Below are 17,571 nucleotides of genomic sequence, written 5' to 3' on the forward strand. Positions count from 1 at the left end.
CACGCCGGACACGAAGCCGACGGGCGCCTTCGCGTCGTCCGCTTAGGCGGGGAGGAGATGGTGCCCGGCGGCGGTCAGGAAGCACTCGGCCCCTTCCGGACGGACCGGATTGCCGAACAGGTGCTCGGCAGCGGCCGGTTCGGAGACAGTGGCGGCCCTTCGAGTCTCCACGGGCCTTCGTACCACGGCCGCAGTATGCCGCGGCAGGCCCGTACTCCCCGGGGAGGGCACCGGGTTCGGCCCGACGGGCGCTTCGGATGTCGGTGGTGGCCCGTACCGTGGACGCATGGATCTTCGACTCCCCGCACCACGGGGCCTGCTGCGGGGACCCCGGCGCCTGCTGGCCGCCGGGGCCGCCGTCGCGGTGCTCGCCGGTGCCGGCGCGTGGACGGCGGCCGCCTCCGACGGGCCGGCCCCGGTGCACCGCGCCGACCGGGTCGCGGACATGGGCGGCGGAGTGCGCGTCGACACCTCGTACTTCACCTCCGGCGGCACCGCCCGCCGCCCCGCCGTCCTGCTCGCGCACGGCTTCGGCGGCAGCAAGGACGACGTGCGGCAGCAGGCCCAGGACCTGGCCCGGGACGGGTACGCGGTGCTGACCTGGTCCGCGCGCGGCTTCGGCCGCTCCACGGGGAAGATCGGGCTGAACGACCCCGGGGGCGAGGTCGCCGACGTCTCCCGGCTCGTCGACTGGCTGGCGAAGCAGCCGCAGGTCCGGCTCGACGCGCCCGGCGACCCGCGCGTGGGCGTGGCCGGCGCCTCCTACGGCGGTGCGGTGTCGCTGCTCGCCGCGGGGCACGACCGCCGGGTGGACGCCATCGCCCCGGCGATCACGTACTGGAACCTCGCGGACGCCCTGTTCCCGAACGGCGTCTTCAAGAAGCTGTGGGCGGGCGTCTTCGTGAACTCCGGCGGCGGGTGCGCCAGGTTCCGGCCCGAGCTGTGCCGGATGTACCAGCGGGTCGCCGAGTCCGGCAGCCCGGACGCCGAGGCCCGCCGGATGCTCCAGGAGCGCTCGCCCTCCGCCGTCGGCGACCGCATCAAGGTGCCGACGCTGCTGGTGCAGGGCCAGTCCGACTCCCTCTTCCCGCTCGGCCAGGCCGACGCGGCCGCCCGGGCGATCCGCGCCAACGGCGCCCCGGTCGACGTCGACTGGATCGCGGGCGGTCACGACGGCGGCGACCTGGAGACCGGCCGCGTCCAGGCGCGGGTGCGGGCCTGGTTCGACCGGTACCTCAAGGGCGACCGGGGCGTCGACACCGGCCCGGCCTTCCGCGTCACCCGCACCGGAGGCGTCGACTCCACCGACGGCGCGGCCCGGCTGCGTGGCGCGGGCGGCAGCGCGTACCCGGGGCTGGCGGGCGGACGGCGCCCGGTCGCGCTCACCGGCGGCGAGCAGCGCTTCGAGAACCCGGCCGGGGCGAACCCGCCCGCCGTCTCCGCCCTGCCCGGCCTCGGCGGCTCCGGCGGCCTCGCCCAGCTGTCCTCGCTCGGCGTCGGCGTGTCCCTGGACTTCCCGGGCCAGCACGCGCGGTTCGACTCCGCCCCCGTCCGCGACGACCTGCGGATCACCGGCTCGCCGACGGTGCGGGTCCGGGTCGGATCGACCAGCGCGGACGCGGTGCTCTTCGCCAAGCTCTACGACGTCGGGCCGGGCGGCGCGCGGCCGGTGCTGCCCTCCCAGCTGGTGGACCCGGTGCGGGTCGAGGGCGCCCGGGCGGGCAGGGACGTGACGCTCACCCTCCCGGCGATCGACCACGAGGTGCAGAAGGGCCACCGGCTCCGCCTGGTCCTCGCCTCCACCGACCTCGGCTACGCGTCCCCGCTCTCCCCGGCGACGTACACCGTCTCCCTCCGGAGCGACCTGGAGGTGCCGACGGCGGCCGGTGTGACCAGCGCGGCGGCTCCGCTGCCCGCCTGGGTGTGGTGGCTGCCGCTCGCGGGCGCGGCCGTCGCGCTCGCGCTGCTGTCGACGGCCCGCCGCCGCACGGCCGCCCCCGCCCCCGACCCGGAGTCGGCCGAGGTCCCGCTCCGGATCACCGGCCTGAGCAAGCGGTACGCGAAGTCGGCGGACCGGTACGCGGTCAGGGACCTGTCCTTCCGCGTGGAGAAGGGCCAGGTGCTCGGCCTGCTCGGGCCGAACGGGGCGGGCAAGACCACCACCCTGCGCATGCTGATGGGCCTGATCACCCCGGACGACGGCGAGATCCGCGTCTTCGGCCACGCCGTGCGGCCAGGCGCGCCGGTGCTGTCGCGGGTCGGCGCGTTCGTGGAGGGCGCGGGCTTCCTGCCCCACCTGTCCGGCCGGGAGAACCTGGAGCTGTACTGGCGGGCCACCGGCCGCCCCCGGGAGGACGCCCACCTGGAGGAGGCCCTGGAGATCGCGGGCCTCGGCGACGCCCTGGCCCGCGCGGTGCGCACCTACTCCCAGGGCATGCGCCAGCGCCTCGCCATCGCCCAGGCCATGCTCGGCCTGCCGGACCTGCTCATCCTGGACGAGCCGACCAACGGCCTCGACCCGCCCCAGATCCGCGAGATGCGCGAGGTGATGATCCGGTACGCGGCCGCCGGCCGGACGGTGATCGTCTCCAGCCATCTGCTGGCGGAGGTCGAGCAGTCCTGCACGCACCTGGTGGTGATGGACCGCGGCCGGCTGGTCCAGGCGGGCCCCGTCGGCGAGATCGTCGGCTCCGGGGACACCCTGCTCGTCGGCACCGGCACGCCCGTGGACGAGCCCGTCGCGGAGAAGGTGGCCGCGCTGCCCGGCGTGGCCTCGGCGGTCCGGACGGAGGACGGGCTGCTGGTCCGGCTGGAACCGGGCGGCACGGCCGAGCGCCTCGTCGTGGAGCTGGTCCGGCTGGAGGTGCCCGTCGCCTCCGTGGGCCCGCACCGCCGCCTGGAGGACGCCTTCCTCACCCTGATCGGAGGTACCGCATGAGCACGCTCGCCGATCACGCCGATCACGCCGATCGCACCGATGGCCCGGTGCGCGGTGAGCCCACCGGGCCGCGTGAGACCGCATCCGGCTACCGGGCCGGCCGCACCCTGCCCCTGAGGGTGGAACTGGTGCGGCAGCTGAAGCGGCGCCGCACCCTGGTCATGGCCGGGATCCTGGCCGCGCTGCCCTTCGTGCTGGCCGTCGCCTTCGCCGTCGGCGGCGACCCGGGCGGCCGCAACGACCGCGTGACCCTGATGGACACCGCCACCGCGTCCGGCGCCAACTTCGCCGCGGTGAACCTGTTCGTGTCGGCGGGCTTCCTGCTGGTCGTCCCCGTGGCGCTGTTCTGCGGGGACACGGTGGCCTCGGAGGCGAGCTGGTCCTCCCTGCGCTATCTGCTCGCCGCGCCCGTGCCGCGGGCCCGGCTGCTGTGGTCGAAGCTGGTGGTGGGGCTCGGGCTGAGCCTGGCGGCGATGGTGCTGCTGCCGGTGGTGGCGCTCGCCGTGGGCACGGTGGCCTACGGCTGGGGCCCACTGCAGATACCCACCGGCGGCGCGCTGGACACGGCCACCGCGACCGGGCGGCTGGCGGTGGTCGTCGGGTACGTCTTCGTCTCCCAACTGGTCACCGCCGGGCTCGCGTTCTGGCTGTCGACCAGGACCGACGCCCCGCTCGGCGCGGTCGGCGGCGCGGTCGGCCTGACCATCGTGGGCAATGTGCTGGACGCCGTCACGGCGCTCGGTCACTGGCGCGACTTCCTGCCCGCGCACTGGCAGTTCGCCTGGGCCGACGCCGTGCAGCCGCACCCGGAGTGGTCCGGCATGATCCAGGGCACGGCGCTCTCCGTCGGCTACGCGCTCGTCCTGTTCGCCCTGGCCTTCCGCTCCTTCGCCCGCAAGGACGTCGTGTCGTAGGGCCGGGACGGCGGCCCTACGCGGTGTGCGGCCCATTGACCTTTCCTTACGCGTGAGTAAGTTGACCTTCTGGTAAGTACGTACGGCAGCAGTTCGGTTCCAGCCGCGACCGGGAGCCGTCATGGGCGGTCCACCGGCGCGTCCGCAAGGAGCTCGGCGGTCGGATGCGCTACGCGATCAGCGGCGGCTCCCCGCTGGACGCGACCTCAACCTCTTCCTCCTCGCCGCCGGCATCGTCGTCTACGAGGGCTACGGCCTGACCGAGACGACGGCCGCGGCCACCGTCGTCCCGCCGCTGCGGCCACGCCCCGGCACGGTCGGGCTCCCGGTCCCCGGCACGGCGGTCCGGATCGCCGACGACGGCGAGGTGCTCGTCAAGGGCCCGGTGGTCTTCGGCGCGTACCTGAACAACCCGGCGGCCACGGACGCGGTGCTCGACGACGGCTGGTTCGCCACCGGGGACCTCGGTTCCCTCGACGACGAGGGCCACCTCGCCCTCACCGGCCGCAAGAAGGACATCCTCGCCATCACCGGCCGCAAGAAGGACATCCTCGTCACCTCCGGCGGCAAGAACGTCTCCCCGGCCGTCCTGGAGGACCGGCTGCGCAGCCGGCCGCCGGTCGGGCAGTGCCTCGTCGTCGGCGACAACCGCCCCTTCGTCGCCGCCCTGATCACCCTCGACCCGGAGTCCGTCGCACACTGGCTCTCGGTCCGCGGGCTGCCCGCCGGCACCCCCATGTCCGAGGTCGTCCGGGATCCGCGGCTGCGCGCCGACGTCCGGAAGGCCGTGGACCACGCCAACCGGGCCGTCTCCCGCGCCGAGCCGATCCGCGCCTTCACCCTGGTCGGGGCGAGTGCAGCGAGGAGAACGGGCTGCTCACGCCGTCCCTGAAGGTAAAACGGCACGCCGCGGTGACGGCATACGCGACGGAGATCGAGGCGCTCCACTCCCGCTGAACCGGGCCGCGGTCGCCGGACCGTCCGCGTTCTGGTCGACTGCGCGGATCGTGCGTGGCTTCCGCCGTTCACCCCGCCGGTGGATGTCGCGGGCTGGTTGTGTGTTTTCCCGACCCGGTGATTTTCCGGCGTTCCGAGGGGCGTGCGGGCCAACCGGGTGAACCCCCGAAACCAAACCCCGGATGCCGTGTTGAACGAGGCGTAGGGCATGCGTCGCCACGAGGAAAGGAACGCGAAGTGCTCAGGAAGGCAATGGTCGCCGCCGCGGCCGCCGCTTCTGTCGTCGGAATGGCGGTGGCGGCCGCTCCATCGGCGCTTGCCATCGGCAACGACAACGGACCGGCGGTGACGAACGGTACCGGCGCCACGTCGTCGTTCGGCAACTCGGCGGCGAACGCAAACTTGAGCCCGCAGCTCTCACCGGTTCAGGGAACAATGCGGGACAGTGCGCTGTCCCGCGCCCTGGAGAAGCTGTCGGGCCTGTCGGCCAACGGCGAGCAGGGCTGAGCCGATTGAGACCGGCCTGGGCCGACCGCCGCTGCTTTCGCGGACTTCCCGGGCCTTTTCCAAAAAAGTGTTTTCGGCACTCCGGTCGAGGGTGAAACGTGTGACGGACGGATGCGATCGAGTGAATAGCCCGCCGCGTTACGTTCCATCAGTTCCTATTTCGTACAACCCTCGTTCAGTGCTGCGAATTTTCAGGTCGTGCTCATCCGGTTCCGGCCGGAATGGGGGCATGACCCCGAAGAAGGGAACATTCATGAAGAAGAGCTTCGCCGTCGTCACGGGCACCATCATGGCCCTGGGTATGGCTGCCCCCGCTTTCGCCGACGCGGGTGCCGACGGTTCCGCGGCCAACTCCCCGGGTGTCCTGTCGGGCAACGTCATCCAGGTTCCGGTGCACGTCCCGGTCAACGTGTGCGGCAACACGGTCGACGTCATCGCCCTGCTGAACCCCACGTTCGGCAACGCCTGCGTCAACGGCTGACCTCGTCACGCACCAGCCGTCCCGGCTGTGCCGCAGCCGGCCTTGGACCGTCTCACCCCGGCCAAGGCCGGCTTTCCCACTTCTCCACGTTCTTCAAGTAGGAAGATCAACGATAGTGCGACAGACCCTGAGCAGGGGAGTGTTCGTGGCGGCCGCCGCGACGAGCGTGCTGTCCCTGTACGCCAACCCCGCCCTGGCGGACACGTACGCGAACGGCAGCTCCTCGGGCTCGCCGGGCGTCCTGTCCGGCAACACCGTGCAGGCCCCCGTCGACGTGCCGGTGAACGTCTGCGGCAACACCGTGGACGTCGTCGCGGGCCTGAACCCGGCGTTCGGCAACTCGTGCGCCAACCAAGCGGACGCGACGGCGACGACGGACACGCCCACCCCGCCGGTCCGCAGTACCCCGGAACCCGGCTCCGGCGACGAGCAGCCGCCCGCCGGGGAGTACCACACGCTGCCCGCCCCGACCGACAAGCACTCGACTCCTCCGGGGCACGGCGACCAGGAGCCCGGTCCGACGCCCCCGCGTGGCGCGGCCATGCCTCCGGTCGAGCACATGCAGCCGCACGCGCCCGAGCTGGCCCAGACCGGCACCGGCGCCCTGCTGGCCACCTCGGCCGCCAGCGCGGCCCTCATCGCGGGCGGCGCGGTCCTGTACCGCCGCGCCCGGTCCACCGCGCGCCGCTAGGCAGCGTCCCACCGGGACAGACCGTGGGCCCCGGGTGCCGGCCCCGCACGATCCGGCACCCGGGGCCCACAGCCATGTCCGCAAGCGCGCCGGCGACAGCTGCCTGCCGCCCACCTCCTCTTCGGCACGGTCCTCGGGCCCGATCCCCCGAGCGGGGAATCCCGGCACCCGAAGGCCGTAGCGGCGGTGGTGACGTCTCCTCTCCCGCGCCTGCTTTTTTATGACTGTCCGTCAATAATGTCCGCGATGGCGGTACGGGACGTTCCCACGCGCGCGCGAGGGCCGCGGTGATTCCGTCGACCGCCTCGAACGGCCAGGCGTGCGGCTGGACACGGTCGGGACGCGTCCGCGCACCGCGAGCCGTCCGGCGAGTCCGGCCTTCGCGCTGTGCGCGTGCACCGGATCGGGGCGCACCGCGCGGACCACCCGGGCCAGATCCCGTACCTCCCGAGCGAGCGACGGACCCGGCGATCGCGTGGCCTACCAGGGCCGTACGTCGCACCGAGCGCCCGGAGCCGGGCGGCGAGGTCACCGCCGGGACAGGCCTCGGCGACGTCCAGGCCGTCCGCGGGCTGAGCCCGCACCGGGTCCGTCACGACGCGCGCGACCCCGCCGTCACGGGCTGGGTGAGACGCAGGGCCCGCGGGCCGGAGTTGGTGGGTGACAGGTGTGGGCGCGGATTTCCGTGCTCGTGATAGCACTTCGTACGGGCGGGGACGTGTCTCACTGCCGGGCGTCGGCGGCGGAGTGGGCGCCGGCCCATGCCGTGCCCCGCTGCGAAACGAGCCGTACGGCCGGTCGGTCACCCCCGCGGCGGGGCCGTTCCGGGGCGTACGCGGCGGATTCGTGGCCGAGGCGGTTCGTCTACGCCGGTTGGCGCGCCGGGGGAGCCGCCCCCGGCGCGCTGACCGCGGGATTCGGAGTGCCGGCACGGAGGCGCCCCCTGGTCGAGATCACCCCTTTGGCGGCACAACTCCCCGGCACGCCAGCCGTTGACTAAGCGCCGGGCATCCGCCCAGGTGTTTTGCGTCAACCCCAAGGAGTACCTCTCGATGTCGCGTATCGCGAAGGGCCTGGTCCTTACCTCCGTCGCCGCCGCGGCCGTCGCCGGCGGTGCCGGCCTCGCCTCCGCCGACAGCGGGGCGACCGGAGCCGCCGCGCAGTCCCCGGGCGTGCTGTCGGGCAACGTGATCCAGGCCCCGATCCACGTCCCGGTCAACGTCTGCGGCAACACGGTCAACGTCATCGGCCTGCTGAACCCGGCCGCTGGCAACGCCTGCGCCAACACCTGACGTCCGCGCGTCCGCTGAGCCGGCCGTCCTCCTCGGGGCCACCGTGGGAGGGCGGCCGGCCGCGTTTCCGCACCCGGTCCGGCTCATGGCCGCGGCCGCCACCTCATACGAAGTCATATGACGTCTTCGTATGACGACTCGGCAATCCGGCGCCCCGGGGTTTCCGTCCCCCGGAGGGCTCGTTAGGCACGGCGACGAAGACACTCCGGTGACGCACGTCGCCGAGGAAAGGAACACGATGAAGTCCTTGAAGGCCGCCGCCGTCATCGCCGGGTCCCTGGTGGTCGCCGGCGCCGCCGCGCCCGCGTTCGCCCAGGGCCCCGCCGACCTCACACCCACCAGCCTCAACGACGGCGTGAGCACGCTCGCCAAGGGCCCCATCGACGTGATGCCGCTGAAGCACCAGTCGGACGCGCTCGACACCGAGAACAAGGGCTCGGTGCTCAGCACCGTGAAGGGCACCACCACCGACCTGAACCGCAACTCGCTCCTCGGCGGCCTGCCCCTGAAGGGCTGAGACAGCCCGCCGGCGCGCGCCGGGCCCCGAGCTCCGGACGCCCGGCCCCGAACTCCCGACGATCGACCTCTGTGTACCTGAAAGGGACCGTAGCTGAGATGAAGTCGACCACCCGACGAACCCTCGCCGCCGTCATCACGGGCGTCGCGGCCGCAGTGGGAGCCGCGGCGACCCCCGCGGCCGCGGCGGGCACGGTGCCCGTGACCGTGCCGCTGAACGGTGCGGAGAAGGCTCTCGGCACGGAACTGCCCGAGGTCGGCGGAGAGATCCCGCTCCCCGCGGCCGACAGGCCGGAGGCCCCGCGCTTCGTCACCGGACGGCTGCTGCCGGAGCGGACGGTACCGCAGGTGCCGGTCAACGGCGGCCTGCCCGGCCTGGGCGCGCGGGCCCCGCTGGCCCACGTGCTCGGTGACGGCTTCGACCACGTCGGCGTCGCCGCGCCCGCCACGCCCCTGCGCACGCTGACGCCCGGCCTGTCCCTGGACGCCCCGCTGACCGCGCCGAACCCGGCCGGCTCCCACCTGCCGGACCTGAAGCAGCCGGAGATCGGCATTCTCGCCCCCGTGCTGCGGACCGACCCCGCGGCCGCCCTGACGGCGGGGACGGGCCGGTAACGGCGCCCACCGCGAGGCCCGTCCGGTAACGGCGGCCCCCTGGTAACGGCGGCCACCGGGAGGCCCGCCGGGTAATGGCGCGCACCGCGACGGCCGTCCGGTAATGGCCGCCACGGGGCGGCCCACCCGGTGACCTGCGCCGCTCACCGTCCTCGCGGCGCGTGGGTGACGGCGTGAGGCGTCCGGTGTTGACGCCGTGAGGCGTACGGCGGCGACGGCGTGGGGCGTCCGGCGCGAACGGCATGTGGCGTCCGGCGGTGACCGTGGGAGGCATCGCCCGAGACGTCCCGGTCAACCACAGTCCCGCCTTCGCGCCCGTCACGCAGCCGACCCTGGACACCGGCGTCAGCGCCCTGACCGTCGCAGCCCTCGCATCGGACGGAATGATGGCACTCAAGAGATGCGGAGGCGGGCATGACGGCGTATTTGACTGAGGTCGATCCGCGATGGGCTGAGCACTCAGGCGGAGAGGGACACCACGGTGCCCCGGAATGGGGCCCGGAGGACTTGGAGCGCGCCGCAACGTTCTTGGCCGAACTCGCGCCGCAGGCCGGGCGGGTGTTCGAGTATCTGCTGCGCCACCCTGGCCGGAGGATCCACTGCACGGAGCTGGTGGACAAGGCCCTGGGCGGGCCGAACGAGGGCGATCCGGCGCGGCGCGTGGCAGGCGTGCTGTCCGGGATGAGCAAGGCGTACAGCAATAGTGGGCGGCGGTTTCCGTTCTACTGGTGGGAGGCTCCCGAGGGGAGCGTCGGCGCAACGTACGCGGTCCGCCCCTCGGTGGCAGCGGTGTTCCTGGCCGCTCAGCTCGGACGGCGTCCTTCAGGAGCGTGAGCGCCGTGCAGCCGTCATACGCGAAGGCGGCCGGCGCGCCGGCCGACGTACTGCAACACCCCACCGCAGATCAGCATGAGCAAGCCGCAGGCGAAGACGACGCCGGACGTGGTGAGGTCGCGTACCGTGCCGCCACAGCGGCACAGCGCCAACCCCGCGCCGAACAACAGGGCTCCGTAGCCCCACACCCGCGGCCGCAGGATGTACCCCCGCTGCCATGGCACGGCCCGGCCGGTCGTGATGGCCAGGACACCCGCCACGGCATAGAGCACCACGACAGCCGCCACCGCGACCAGTGAAACGACGTGGAACATCGACCCCCCTCGCCCAGGTACCCGATCGTGGCACCGCGTGCTGAGGACGGCAACCGACGTCATCCGTCACGGCGCCAGGCCGGCTGTGCCATCTCACGACGTCGGTGCCACGGTCACGATTACTGCGCGGGAGGGTCGTTGTAGTCGTTGAGAAGGGGGCTGTGGCGTTCGGTGAGTGGGCCGACGCCGAGATCTTCACGCATGAGCTTGCGCATCTTGGCGGCTGCTTGGCCGCGTGCCTCCCAGCGGGTGCGATCCTCTGGACTGCTGACAGCAGTGCCGTCGATGTAGCCGTCGCAGATGCGTCGCAGGCAGTGGAACACGCTGTTGGAGGCCTTGACGACGGGTTGGGGCGCGATGAGCCACATCCGTTCCGATGCGCTGGCTATGCCTGAATCCCGAAAGGCTTCGCGCAGCGCGAGCGCCCGCTCGTCGTCGGAAGGGTGCTCTCGCTCGGCCAAGGCCCGCAGGCTCTCACCGAGGACCTTCACGGTGGTGGTGTACTGCGTGTAGATGTCGAGCCGCAGACGGAGCGCTTCTTTGACATCCTCGTGCTTCCACCGATTTCGATCGGCGACGAGAGTGGCGACGATGCCGATCGCGGCCCCGGCCAGGGTGGAGAGCAGTGGCAACCAATCCATGCGGGCCAGCTTGGGCCATCCCCTGATGGCCGCGCCAGGTGGGCTTCGAGGACTGGGCGGCGGCTCTGCGACAATCCCGCGATGGCGACGCTGTTCATGGCGCAGGGGGAGGAAAAGGCGTGGTTCTCCGCGGGGTGCTCGCACTGATCGCGGGCAGCGCTCTCATCGTGGTGGCCTGCGGTTACCGCGGCGTGGACGTGTGGGTATGGGACTGGGCAGATGTGACGTTCTCGCAGCGTTACAGGACCCGATGGGGAACGCCCTGGAAGAGCCTTGAACGCATGAGAATGCAATTCGGGTTCCTTGGAGTCGTGTTCGTGGTGCTGGGGCTGGTGACCGTAGCGCGCTGAGATCGCGGAGCGGACCGCCGGCCACGACGGGGTTCTCCCTCGTCTCATGGCCGCGTCCGCCGGTCCGGCCGCTGGCCCGGTGCGGGATCAGCGGGCCGTACGAACACACCCGCGCGCCCGGCAGCGCCGGCCCGTCGGCGCCTTGCCGCTACCGTGCCGGGCCGCCCAGCGCCGCTGACGTCCATCGTCGTTGCCGTCAACATCGCCGTCACTGTCGTTGGCACCGTGGCGGCGAACAGACGACCCGGCAGCACTCCCCCACCACGCGGGGCAATTTTGCCGCCGTGACACGCGCAGCGCAGCGCCCCGCCCTCTTCCTCGACGTTGACGGTCCGCTCATCCCGTTCGGGTCGTCGCCCGGCTACATACACGCCACTGGTTCCGAATCCGCGGCGCCTGTCGATCAGGGAAACCCGCTGCTTGAGCGGATCGACCCGGCGATAGGGCCGCGCCTCATGGCCCTGGGCTGCCAGCTCGTGTGGGCCTCGACCTGGACGGAGGACGCGAACGAGGCTGTGGCCCCACGCCTCGGACCGCCGCAGGGGCGGCACCCGCGGCGGAGCCGGGAAGCGCGCCCGGCGGAGCGGACCGCAACCGGGGCTTGATGAACGTGAGGAACCTCTTCCCCCGCTGAGATGAGGTGCCTGCCGGCACAACGCGTCGGAGATTCTTGACGCGTCGGATTCTTCCGACGCATACTCGGGTCATGCCTACCGACGTGTTCGGCGTGCTGGCCAATCCAGTGCGCCGCAGACTGCTGGAAAGCCTGCGTGAGGGGCCTCGTTCCACGGGGGAGCTGGCCGGCTTGTTCGAGCTCGGGAGGCCTGCGGTCTCCGAGCACCTGGCGGTGCTCCGGACCGCTGGACTGGTGCGTGAGGAGCCACGTGGCCGGCACCGCTTCTACCACCTCGAACCGGCCCGGCTGGCCGAGGTGAGTGAGTGGCTGCACCCGTTCGAGCACTACTGGAGACAGCGCATGGACGCACTGTCCGATCTCCTGGACGAAGAAGAAGGAAACGAGAGATGACCCAGCCCGACACCATCACCTGCGAGAAGTTCCTGACCCACTCTCCAGCGGCGGTATGGAGGGCCCTGACCGACCCCGACCTGCACGCCCGCTGGTGGGCCGCAGGCGACGTCAAGCCGGTCGTCGGGCACCGCTTCACCCTCGACATGGGCAACTTCGGCCACCAGCCTTGCGAGGTGACGGCGGTCGAGCACGAGCGCCTCCTCGCGTACCGGTTCGCCGAGGGGACCCTCGACACCACCATCACCTGGACGCTCCACCCGCAGGGCGAGGGCACCCGGCTCGTCCTCACCCACGCCGGCTTCGACCTCGACTCCCCGCTGGGCCGACAGGCATACGAGGGCATGGGGAAGGGCTGGCCCCACGTCTTGGAGCGCCTCGACGCGGTCCTGGGCGAGTTCGCCTGACGCGCACACGACCCGAGCATCCTTGCTATTGATGTCACCTGTGGATGTAGCCGGGTTTCGACCACTTCGTCATCAGCTCTTCCCACCAGGCCGAAGGGCTGGACATCGGGTGATCCGCAGGCCAAGTCAAGCTGTTCGCATTCACCCAAGGATGCCGACGCTTTGCTGAAATTGGCGGGCGACGCGTTCGGATGCCTTCCATGGAGTTGGAGTCGTAGCGCCCCGCAACGCGTGGCTGCGGGGCGCCTAGTGGGGTTTAGTCGACCATCTGCCCGTCGTACATACCGCCACTGCAGGTGTTGGTCGCCCAATTGACCGTTCCGCCGCCCTGCTCGCACTCACCCGGGGTGAGGCTGGCGGCGGTGGCAGTGGCGGCGCCTGTGAGGCCGAGTCCGGCGAGGGCTGCCGTGGCTATGACGGCGGCGAGGATTCGTCGAATACGCATTTGGTTCGCCTTTCACGGATTGCCTCGGTTGGGACACTACTCAGCCAATTGTTCATCCATGTGGGCGACACGTCATGTTGGGCTGTCGGGTGCCGGGGATCGGTGATGCGACCCGTCAGACAGGCCCCAGTGGGCGGTGCTGCGCGCGGCCACCTCGCGGTCCCGTTCTTAAGGAGATTGCCGGTCCACGGGCCGCAAATGGTTGAACTGACAAGTTCAGTCGAGGACTCACAGGGAGGAGTCTGGGCTGCCTGCGATGTGGCGGCCTGGGCCCGGGCTACCGCCCGCGCCATGTAGCGCCGCACGGCGCGGCTGACGAAGTGGCTCAACGACGGCATCCCGCCCGCGCAAGTGGCGGAGTGGGCCGGCAACAGCGTCGCCGTGCTCCTGGCCACATACGCCCGCTGCATCGACGGTCAGCTGCCGGATCTGAAGCGGCGACTGGAAGTCGCGGGCGACCTGCCACAGATGCCGGGTGCCGGCTGAGCCCTGGCCGAGAACTTCGACACGTATTCGACACAGCCACCCGCGAAAACCCGGTGACAGCCGGACAGCCCCGGGCCCGCCCTTGATCGTCAAGGGGGTGTCCGGGGCTTCGTCGTGTCGAGCGTTACCCGTTCTGACCAGCGAAAAAGCCCTCCCGAGGGGAGGGCCCCCAGTGGCGCCCCCGGCAGGACTCGAACCTGCGGCCAAGCGCTTGGAAGATGCGGGCACGCCGTGGTGGGCCGGTCAGATCGTCTCGTGCCGCCACCGTGCCGGGCTGCCCCGTGCCGCGGCTGTCCGCCGCCGTTGCCGTCAGCGCTGCCGTCATTGCCGTCGCGGCGTAGGGCAAGGATCGGAGTGCGAGCATGGTCAGGTGGACGTAGAGACGCAACTGCGCAGTCTCATAGGTTCCTTGTCACGGGAATATGGCGTCTTCGGTCGCGTGGTCGCTGCAGCTGGCGCCTCTGTTCCGGACCTCGTTCGAGAGGTGGCCGCAAAGGCGGAACGGCCCCTGAGGGGAGTACGGGCGCAAGGTACGCGGTCCGCCCCACCGGTGGCAGCGGTGTTCCTGGCTGCTCGACTCGGCGAGTGACCTCATCGCCCATGACCTGGGGGCCGGTGCTCTCGTTGTGGCGCCTCGCCGACGACCGTCTGTCGTCGGCGGGGCGCACGCCTTTTGAACCTCGCACGGCGCATGTCAGTCGCCCTGCGAGCAGCAGCTGCTGTAACCGATTCAGGAACTCCCGCCGTCTTTCAGGGCAACCCTGCCACCACCACGGGAGTCGTACTGGCGGCGGAGTGAGGATCTTGACTTCTCCGTCGGGCAGCTGCACTTTCAGCGCGGGAGTTGGGTTCCACATGAGAAGACGCAAGTTTCGTTCCCGCCTCGGACTCCTGGCCGCCGTGGCCGTCGCCGGAGCCGTTGTCGGCCCGGTGAGCGCGCACGCGGCCGGTACGGCGAGCGCCGGGGCGACGAGCGTGCGCGCCGACTTCAACGCCGACGGCTACACGGACCTCGCCGTCGCCGCCCCCTGGGGCACGGTCGGCGGGTACGCCCGTGCCGGGTACGTGAGCGTCGTGTACGGCTCCTCGCAGGGGCTGGACATCAAACACCGGCAGGTCATCAGCCAGAACACGGCCGGCATACCCGGCGCCGCCGAGACCGGCGACTGGTTCGGCTGGGGCCTGTCCCTCGGCGACCTGGACGGCGACGGGTACACGGACCTGGTCGTCGGTGCGAGCGGCGAGGACATCGGGACCGTGGATGACGCGGGCACCGTGACCGTCGTCTGGGGCGGGAAGGCGGGGCTGTCCGGCGGCAAGGTCGTGGCGACTGGCGGCACGCTCGGCCTGATCGCGCCCCGGCATGTCACCGTCGGCGACTTCAACGGTGACGGTCACCCCGACGTGGCCACGGACAACCGCCTGCTGAGCGGTCCGTTCACCCGCACCGCCGGCGCCGCGGCGTCCGCGGACATCGCCTTCGACCTCAGCTACGAAGACGCCGGCTTCGTCATCGACGACGTCGCCGCCGGGGACGTCGACCACGACGGCATCACCGACCTCGTCGGGCTCGTCCACACCCCCACCGAGGAGGGGCCGCCGGGCGCCGCCTATCGCATCGCCTACCTCCACGGCACCAAGCAGGGGCTGAGCGACCCCGTCGTCCTGAAGCGGTCCGACGGCACCAACATGCCCGGCGGCTCCAGCCTCGGCATCGGCGATGTGAACAAGGACGGGTACGCCGACCTGGTCGTCGGGCGCCCCGTCGACGGCCAAGGTGAGCGATCCGTCGAACCGGCGCTCCTCGGCGGGCAGGTCGGCGTGGTGTACGGCTCGGCGAGCGGGCCCGACACCTCCCGTACGACGGTGATCAACCAGGACACGGTGGGCGTGCCCGGAGTGTCCGAGTATGGCGACGACTTCGGCCTGGGCATCTCCGTCGGGGACACCAACGGCGACGGGTACGCGGACGTGGCCGTCGGCTCCCCGGGTGAGGACATCGGCACGGTCGCCGAGGCGGGCGGCGTGGCCGTGCTGCGCGGCGGAGCGTCCGGCCTCACCGGCAGCGGAGCCGTGTCCTTCAGCCAGAACACCACGGGTGTGCCCGGCACCGCCGAGAAGGGCGACCTCTTCGGCGGGCACACCGCACTGGCCGACACCAACCACGACGGCCGTGCCGAGCTGTACGTCGCCGCGCACGGCGAGAACACCTACGACGGCGCCGTCTGGGCCTTCCGCTCCACCAGCACCGGCCCGACCGCCTCCGGCTCGGTCGCCTTCGGGCCCGCCGACGTCGGCGCGCCCGTCACCGACGCCTGGTTCGGCTACGGCTTCGCCCGCTGACGCACAGCCCACGCCCTGTCCCGGGCAACAGCCCCGGCGGACATGTTCCGCCGGGGCTTCCCCTTGCCTGGCGCGGCGTCAGCAACACTCAAGCTAACGGTTGATCGGGATCTCGTAGACGATCTCGCAATGAGCGGCGGGCACCACGATGTCCGCCGTCTCCACGGGCCGCCCGTCGTCGCTGTAGTGCGTCCGCCGGATGTGCGTGACGAGGGCTTCCGGCGGCTGAGGCCAGGTGGCCGGCGTCGGTGTAGGCGGTCATGTCGCCCGAGGCGACGACGAACTCGGCTCCGAGGATGGGGCCCATGCCGGGCAGTGACTCGATGATCTCGGCTTGTGGGTGGGTGCGGAAGGCGTCGCGGATCTACCGGTCGATGCGCTTGAGTCGGTCGTCCAGGGCCAGGATCTGAGTGGCCAGGTCGGGGACGATCTGTGCGGCGGCGTCTTCGCCGGGCAGGGCGGTCTGCTGGGCGGCTTCCATGGCCGTGGCGGCCACGCTGTCCGCGTCGCGGACGCCTCGATTGACCAGCCAAGAGGTCAGGCGGGCCAGGCCGCGTCGGCGCAGGGCGGCCGGGGTCTGGTAGCCGGTCAGCAGCACCAGTGCGCCCTTGCGGGCCGAGTTGTCGAAGGCTCGCTCCAGGGCGGGGAACATGCCGGGGAGCACGTCGCGGAGCCGGTTGACCGTTCGCACTCGGTCGGTGACCAGGTCGGTGCGGTGAGCGGTTAGAAGTGCGAGGTCGGCGGCCGGCTGCGCGCTCGACGCTCTCCCGGCGCACCACGGGATAGCCGTCGTAGGGACCATTAAGTGCCCCCGGAAACGGCCTCTCTGACGCCCACCCGCAAGCTCACTCACTGACAGGCAGCGGGGCCCGGCCTCGCAGCCCCCGGCAGTTCATAACGATCAGGTGAATAACACCAGATCGAGGCAACCACACAGCAGCTCCACAAGTCACACGCAAGCAAGTCACAACCCAAGCCCCAGGGGGGACCATGAGCCAGCAGTACCCGCCCCAGCCCCAGCAGCCCGGCTACGGCGAGCCCCAGCAGCCCGGCAGCAACGGCCTGGCCACCACCGCACTCGTCCTCGGCATCATCGCCGTCGTAGTCAGCTTCATCCCTGTCCTCAACGTGGTCGTCTGGCCGCTCGCGATCCTTGGCATCATCTTCGGCGCCATCGGCCTCTCCAAGGCGGGCAAGGTCCTCAAGGGCAAGGGCGCCGGCATCACCGGCCTCGTCACGTCGGCCGTAGCGATCATCATGTTCTTCGCCATGAACGCCCTGTTCTTCTCCGCCGTCGACAAGGCCGGTAAGGAGCTGGACAAGTCGTACGACTCCACCACCGTCGGCGACGGTAAGTCCAAGACCGGCGGCGCCAAGGAGTCCGAGGTCATGAAGGACTTCAAGGTCACTAAGTGCGACGTGGTCACCGGCGACCTCGGCATCAAGGAGATGGCCATCCACGTCGACTACGCCAACAACGGCGACCGCCGATACTCGTACCTCGTTGAGGGCGAGGTCCTGGCCGACGGCAAGAAGGTCAACGACTTCATGTCAACCGCCGAGAACCTCGCCCCGGGCCAGAAGTTCACCGACAAGGACGCTGGTGCGCTGGTGAACGCGGACGAGATCAAGGACGCCAAGAAGCTCGAGTGCAAGACCATCAAAGCGTCCCGAACTGACTTCTGATCGCTGACGTCGCGCGACGCTGACCACCACCCCGAGGCCTCGCCGCGCACCCCGCAGCGGCGGGGCTCGCTGCATCATGGAGACCATGGAGTCGCAGCGCGGCACGGGCGCCGGCCGGGCTGGAGCG

At 71.4% G+C, this 17,571-nt stretch carries 17 protein-coding genes and 5 pseudogenes; 16 read left to right on the forward strand and 6 right to left on the reverse strand.

From position 1 onward, the window contains the following. The first annotated feature begins 286 nt into the window (after positions 1-286). From ACIQ9G_RS01255 to ACIQ9G_RS01280, 6 genes and pseudogenes are all read left to right on the forward strand, one after another. Complete coding sequence (locus ACIQ9G_RS01255; RefSeq protein ID WP_403604483.1) at positions 287-2,938, forward strand: alpha/beta fold hydrolase; 2,652 nt, start codon at positions 287-289, stop codon at positions 2,936-2,938. Further along, entirely contained in the window at positions 2,935-3,852 is a 918-nt protein-coding gene (locus ACIQ9G_RS01260) for an ABC transporter permease (protein ID WP_403604486.1), read from the forward strand. The genes ACIQ9G_RS01255 and ACIQ9G_RS01260 overlap by 4 nt, the downstream gene beginning before the upstream one ends. 128 nt (positions 3,853-3,980) lie before the next feature. Next, positions 3,981-4,809 (forward strand): annotated as a pseudogene (locus tag ACIQ9G_RS01265) (AMP-binding protein); the annotation flags it as partial. Between the two features lie 237 nt (positions 4,810-5,046). Next, on the forward strand, positions 5,047-5,316 hold the full coding sequence (locus ACIQ9G_RS01270; protein ID WP_403604489.1) for a hypothetical protein: 270 nt from the start codon (positions 5,047-5,049) through the stop codon (positions 5,314-5,316). A 253-nt stretch (positions 5,317-5,569) separates the two neighbouring features. Next, entirely contained in the window at positions 5,570-5,797 is a 228-nt protein-coding gene (locus ACIQ9G_RS01275; RefSeq protein ID WP_403604492.1) for a chaplin, read from the forward strand. Positions 5,798-5,912: 115 nt separating this feature from the next. Beyond that, positions 5,913-6,488 carry a chaplin gene (locus ACIQ9G_RS01280; RefSeq protein WP_403604495.1) on the forward strand — a complete coding sequence of 192 codons (576 nt, stop codon included), beginning with the start codon at positions 5,913-5,915 and terminating at the stop codon, positions 6,486-6,488. A 259-nt stretch (positions 6,489-6,747) separates the two neighbouring features. On the opposite strand, the pseudogene ACIQ9G_RS01285 reads toward ACIQ9G_RS01280, so the two are convergent. Beyond that, positions 6,748-7,155, reverse strand: a pseudogene (locus tag ACIQ9G_RS01285) (glycosyltransferase); the annotation flags it as partial. Between the two features lie 385 nt (positions 7,156-7,540). Here ACIQ9G_RS01285 and ACIQ9G_RS01290 point away from each other — a divergent pair. The 4 genes from ACIQ9G_RS01290 (at position 7,541) to ACIQ9G_RS01305 (ending at position 9,745) form a co-directional block, all read left to right on the forward strand. Continuing rightward, on the forward strand, positions 7,541-7,780 hold the full coding sequence (locus tag ACIQ9G_RS01290) for a chaplin (protein ID WP_402436052.1): 240 nt from the start codon (positions 7,541-7,543) through the stop codon (positions 7,778-7,780). Between the two features lie 238 nt (positions 7,781-8,018). After that, positions 8,019-8,297 carry a hypothetical protein gene (locus ACIQ9G_RS01295; RefSeq protein WP_403604499.1) on the forward strand — a complete coding sequence of 93 codons (279 nt, stop codon included), beginning with the start codon at positions 8,019-8,021 and terminating at the stop codon, positions 8,295-8,297. Between the two features lie 98 nt (positions 8,298-8,395). Beyond that, positions 8,396-8,911 (forward strand): hypothetical protein, encoded by a 516-nt coding sequence (locus ACIQ9G_RS01300; RefSeq protein WP_403604502.1) that lies wholly within the window; start codon positions 8,396-8,398, stop codon positions 8,909-8,911. Between the two features lie 414 nt (positions 8,912-9,325). Beyond that, positions 9,326-9,745: a DUF6416 domain-containing protein gene (locus tag ACIQ9G_RS01305; RefSeq protein WP_403604505.1), complete on the forward strand. Its 420-nt coding sequence runs from the start codon at positions 9,326-9,328 to the stop codon at positions 9,743-9,745. Between the two features lie 14 nt (positions 9,746-9,759). Here ACIQ9G_RS01305 and ACIQ9G_RS01310 read toward each other — a convergent pair whose 3' ends face one another. Both ACIQ9G_RS01310 and ACIQ9G_RS01315 read right to left on the reverse strand, forming a co-directional pair. Further along, on the reverse strand, positions 9,760-10,059 hold the full coding sequence (locus ACIQ9G_RS01310) for a hypothetical protein (protein ID WP_403604508.1): 300 nt from the start codon (positions 10,057-10,059) through the stop codon (positions 9,760-9,762). A 119-nt stretch (positions 10,060-10,178) separates the two neighbouring features. After that, entirely contained in the window at positions 10,179-10,700 is a 522-nt protein-coding gene (locus ACIQ9G_RS01315) for a hypothetical protein (protein ID WP_403604511.1), read from the reverse strand. A 134-nt stretch (positions 10,701-10,834) separates the two neighbouring features. On the opposite strand from ACIQ9G_RS01315, the gene ACIQ9G_RS01320 reads away from it, so the two are divergent. The 4 genes and pseudogenes from ACIQ9G_RS01320 (at position 10,835) to ACIQ9G_RS01335 (ending at position 12,484) form a co-directional block, all read left to right on the forward strand. After that, positions 10,835-11,050, forward strand: coding sequence for a hypothetical protein (locus tag ACIQ9G_RS01320; protein WP_403604513.1), 216 nt, complete (start codon positions 10,835-10,837; stop codon positions 11,048-11,050). Between the two features lie 284 nt (positions 11,051-11,334). Beyond that, positions 11,335-11,592: pseudogene (locus ACIQ9G_RS01325) on the forward strand (hypothetical protein); the annotation flags it as partial. A gap of 164 nt (positions 11,593-11,756) precedes the next feature. Further along, a complete protein-coding gene (locus ACIQ9G_RS01330; protein ID WP_403604516.1) occupies positions 11,757-12,077 on the forward strand; it encodes an ArsR/SmtB family transcription factor in 321 nt (106 codons plus the stop codon). Beyond that, positions 12,074-12,484, forward strand: coding sequence for an SRPBCC domain-containing protein (locus tag ACIQ9G_RS01335; protein WP_403604519.1), 411 nt, complete (start codon positions 12,074-12,076; stop codon positions 12,482-12,484). The genes ACIQ9G_RS01330 and ACIQ9G_RS01335 overlap by 4 nt, the downstream gene beginning before the upstream one ends. Before the next feature lie 256 nt (positions 12,485-12,740). On the opposite strand, the gene ACIQ9G_RS01340 is transcribed toward ACIQ9G_RS01335, so the two are convergent. Further along, a complete protein-coding gene (locus ACIQ9G_RS01340; RefSeq protein ID WP_250399453.1) occupies positions 12,741-12,929 on the reverse strand; it encodes a hypothetical protein in 189 nt (62 codons plus the stop codon). Positions 12,930-14,270: 1,341 nt separating this feature from the next. On the opposite strand from ACIQ9G_RS01340, the gene ACIQ9G_RS01345 reads away from it, so the two are divergent. Next, the gene (locus ACIQ9G_RS01345; protein WP_403604522.1) at positions 14,271-15,758 is read left to right on the forward strand and encodes an FG-GAP repeat protein; all 1,488 of its coding nucleotides are present in this window, start codon (positions 14,271-14,273) and stop codon (positions 15,756-15,758) included. Between the two features lie 93 nt (positions 15,759-15,851). On the opposite strand, the pseudogene ACIQ9G_RS01350 reads toward ACIQ9G_RS01345, so the two are convergent. Continuing rightward, positions 15,852-15,974 (reverse strand): annotated as a pseudogene (locus tag ACIQ9G_RS01350) (GntR family transcriptional regulator); the annotation flags it as partial. Between the two features lies 1 nt (position 15,975). Beyond that, a pseudogene (locus ACIQ9G_RS01355) lies at positions 15,976-16,512 on the reverse strand (transposase); the annotation flags it as partial. A 236-nt stretch (positions 16,513-16,748) separates the two neighbouring features. Here ACIQ9G_RS01355 and ACIQ9G_RS01360 point away from each other — a divergent pair. Next, positions 16,749-17,444 (forward strand): DUF4190 domain-containing protein, encoded by a 696-nt coding sequence (locus ACIQ9G_RS01360; RefSeq protein WP_403604525.1) that lies wholly within the window; start codon positions 16,749-16,751, stop codon positions 17,442-17,444. The last annotated feature ends 127 nt before the right edge of the window (positions 17,445-17,571 follow it).

Source organism: Streptomyces sp. NPDC096152 (assembly GCF_044763235.1).
Classification (GTDB): Bacteria; Actinomycetota; Actinomycetes; order Streptomycetales; family Streptomycetaceae; genus Streptomyces.

Coding starts and splice junctions, on each gene's coding strand:
- ACIQ9G_RS01255 (WP_403604483.1), top strand. CDS start 287: ATGGATCTTCGACTCCCCGCACCACGGGGCCTGCTGCGGGGACCCCGG.
- ACIQ9G_RS01260 (WP_403604486.1), top strand. CDS start 2,935: ATGAGCACGCTCGCCGATCACGCCGATCACGCCGATCGCACCGATGGC.
- ACIQ9G_RS01275 (WP_403604492.1), top strand. CDS start 5,570: ATGAAGAAGAGCTTCGCCGTCGTCACGGGCACCATCATGGCCCTGGGT.
- ACIQ9G_RS01290 (WP_402436052.1), top strand. CDS start 7,541: ATGTCGCGTATCGCGAAGGGCCTGGTCCTTACCTCCGTCGCCGCCGCG.
- ACIQ9G_RS01295 (WP_403604499.1), top strand. CDS start 8,019: ATGAAGTCCTTGAAGGCCGCCGCCGTCATCGCCGGGTCCCTGGTGGTC.
- ACIQ9G_RS01300 (WP_403604502.1), top strand. CDS start 8,396: ATGAAGTCGACCACCCGACGAACCCTCGCCGCCGTCATCACGGGCGTC.
- ACIQ9G_RS01305 (WP_403604505.1), top strand. CDS start 9,326: ATGACGGCGTATTTGACTGAGGTCGATCCGCGATGGGCTGAGCACTCA.
- ACIQ9G_RS01310 (WP_403604508.1), bottom strand. CDS start 10,059: ATGTTCCACGTCGTTTCACTGGTCGCGGTGGCGGCTGTCGTGGTGCTC.
- ACIQ9G_RS01315 (WP_403604511.1), bottom strand. CDS start 10,700: ATGGATTGGTTGCCACTGCTCTCCACCCTGGCCGGGGCCGCGATCGGC.
- ACIQ9G_RS01330 (WP_403604516.1), top strand. CDS start 11,757: ATGCCTACCGACGTGTTCGGCGTGCTGGCCAATCCAGTGCGCCGCAGA.
- ACIQ9G_RS01335 (WP_403604519.1), top strand. CDS start 12,074: ATGACCCAGCCCGACACCATCACCTGCGAGAAGTTCCTGACCCACTCT.
- ACIQ9G_RS01340 (WP_250399453.1), bottom strand. CDS start 12,929: ATGCGTATTCGACGAATCCTCGCCGCCGTCATAGCCACGGCAGCCCTC.
- ACIQ9G_RS01345 (WP_403604522.1), top strand. CDS start 14,271: ATGAGAAGACGCAAGTTTCGTTCCCGCCTCGGACTCCTGGCCGCCGTG.
- ACIQ9G_RS01360 (WP_403604525.1), top strand. CDS start 16,749: ATGAGCCAGCAGTACCCGCCCCAGCCCCAGCAGCCCGGCTACGGCGAG.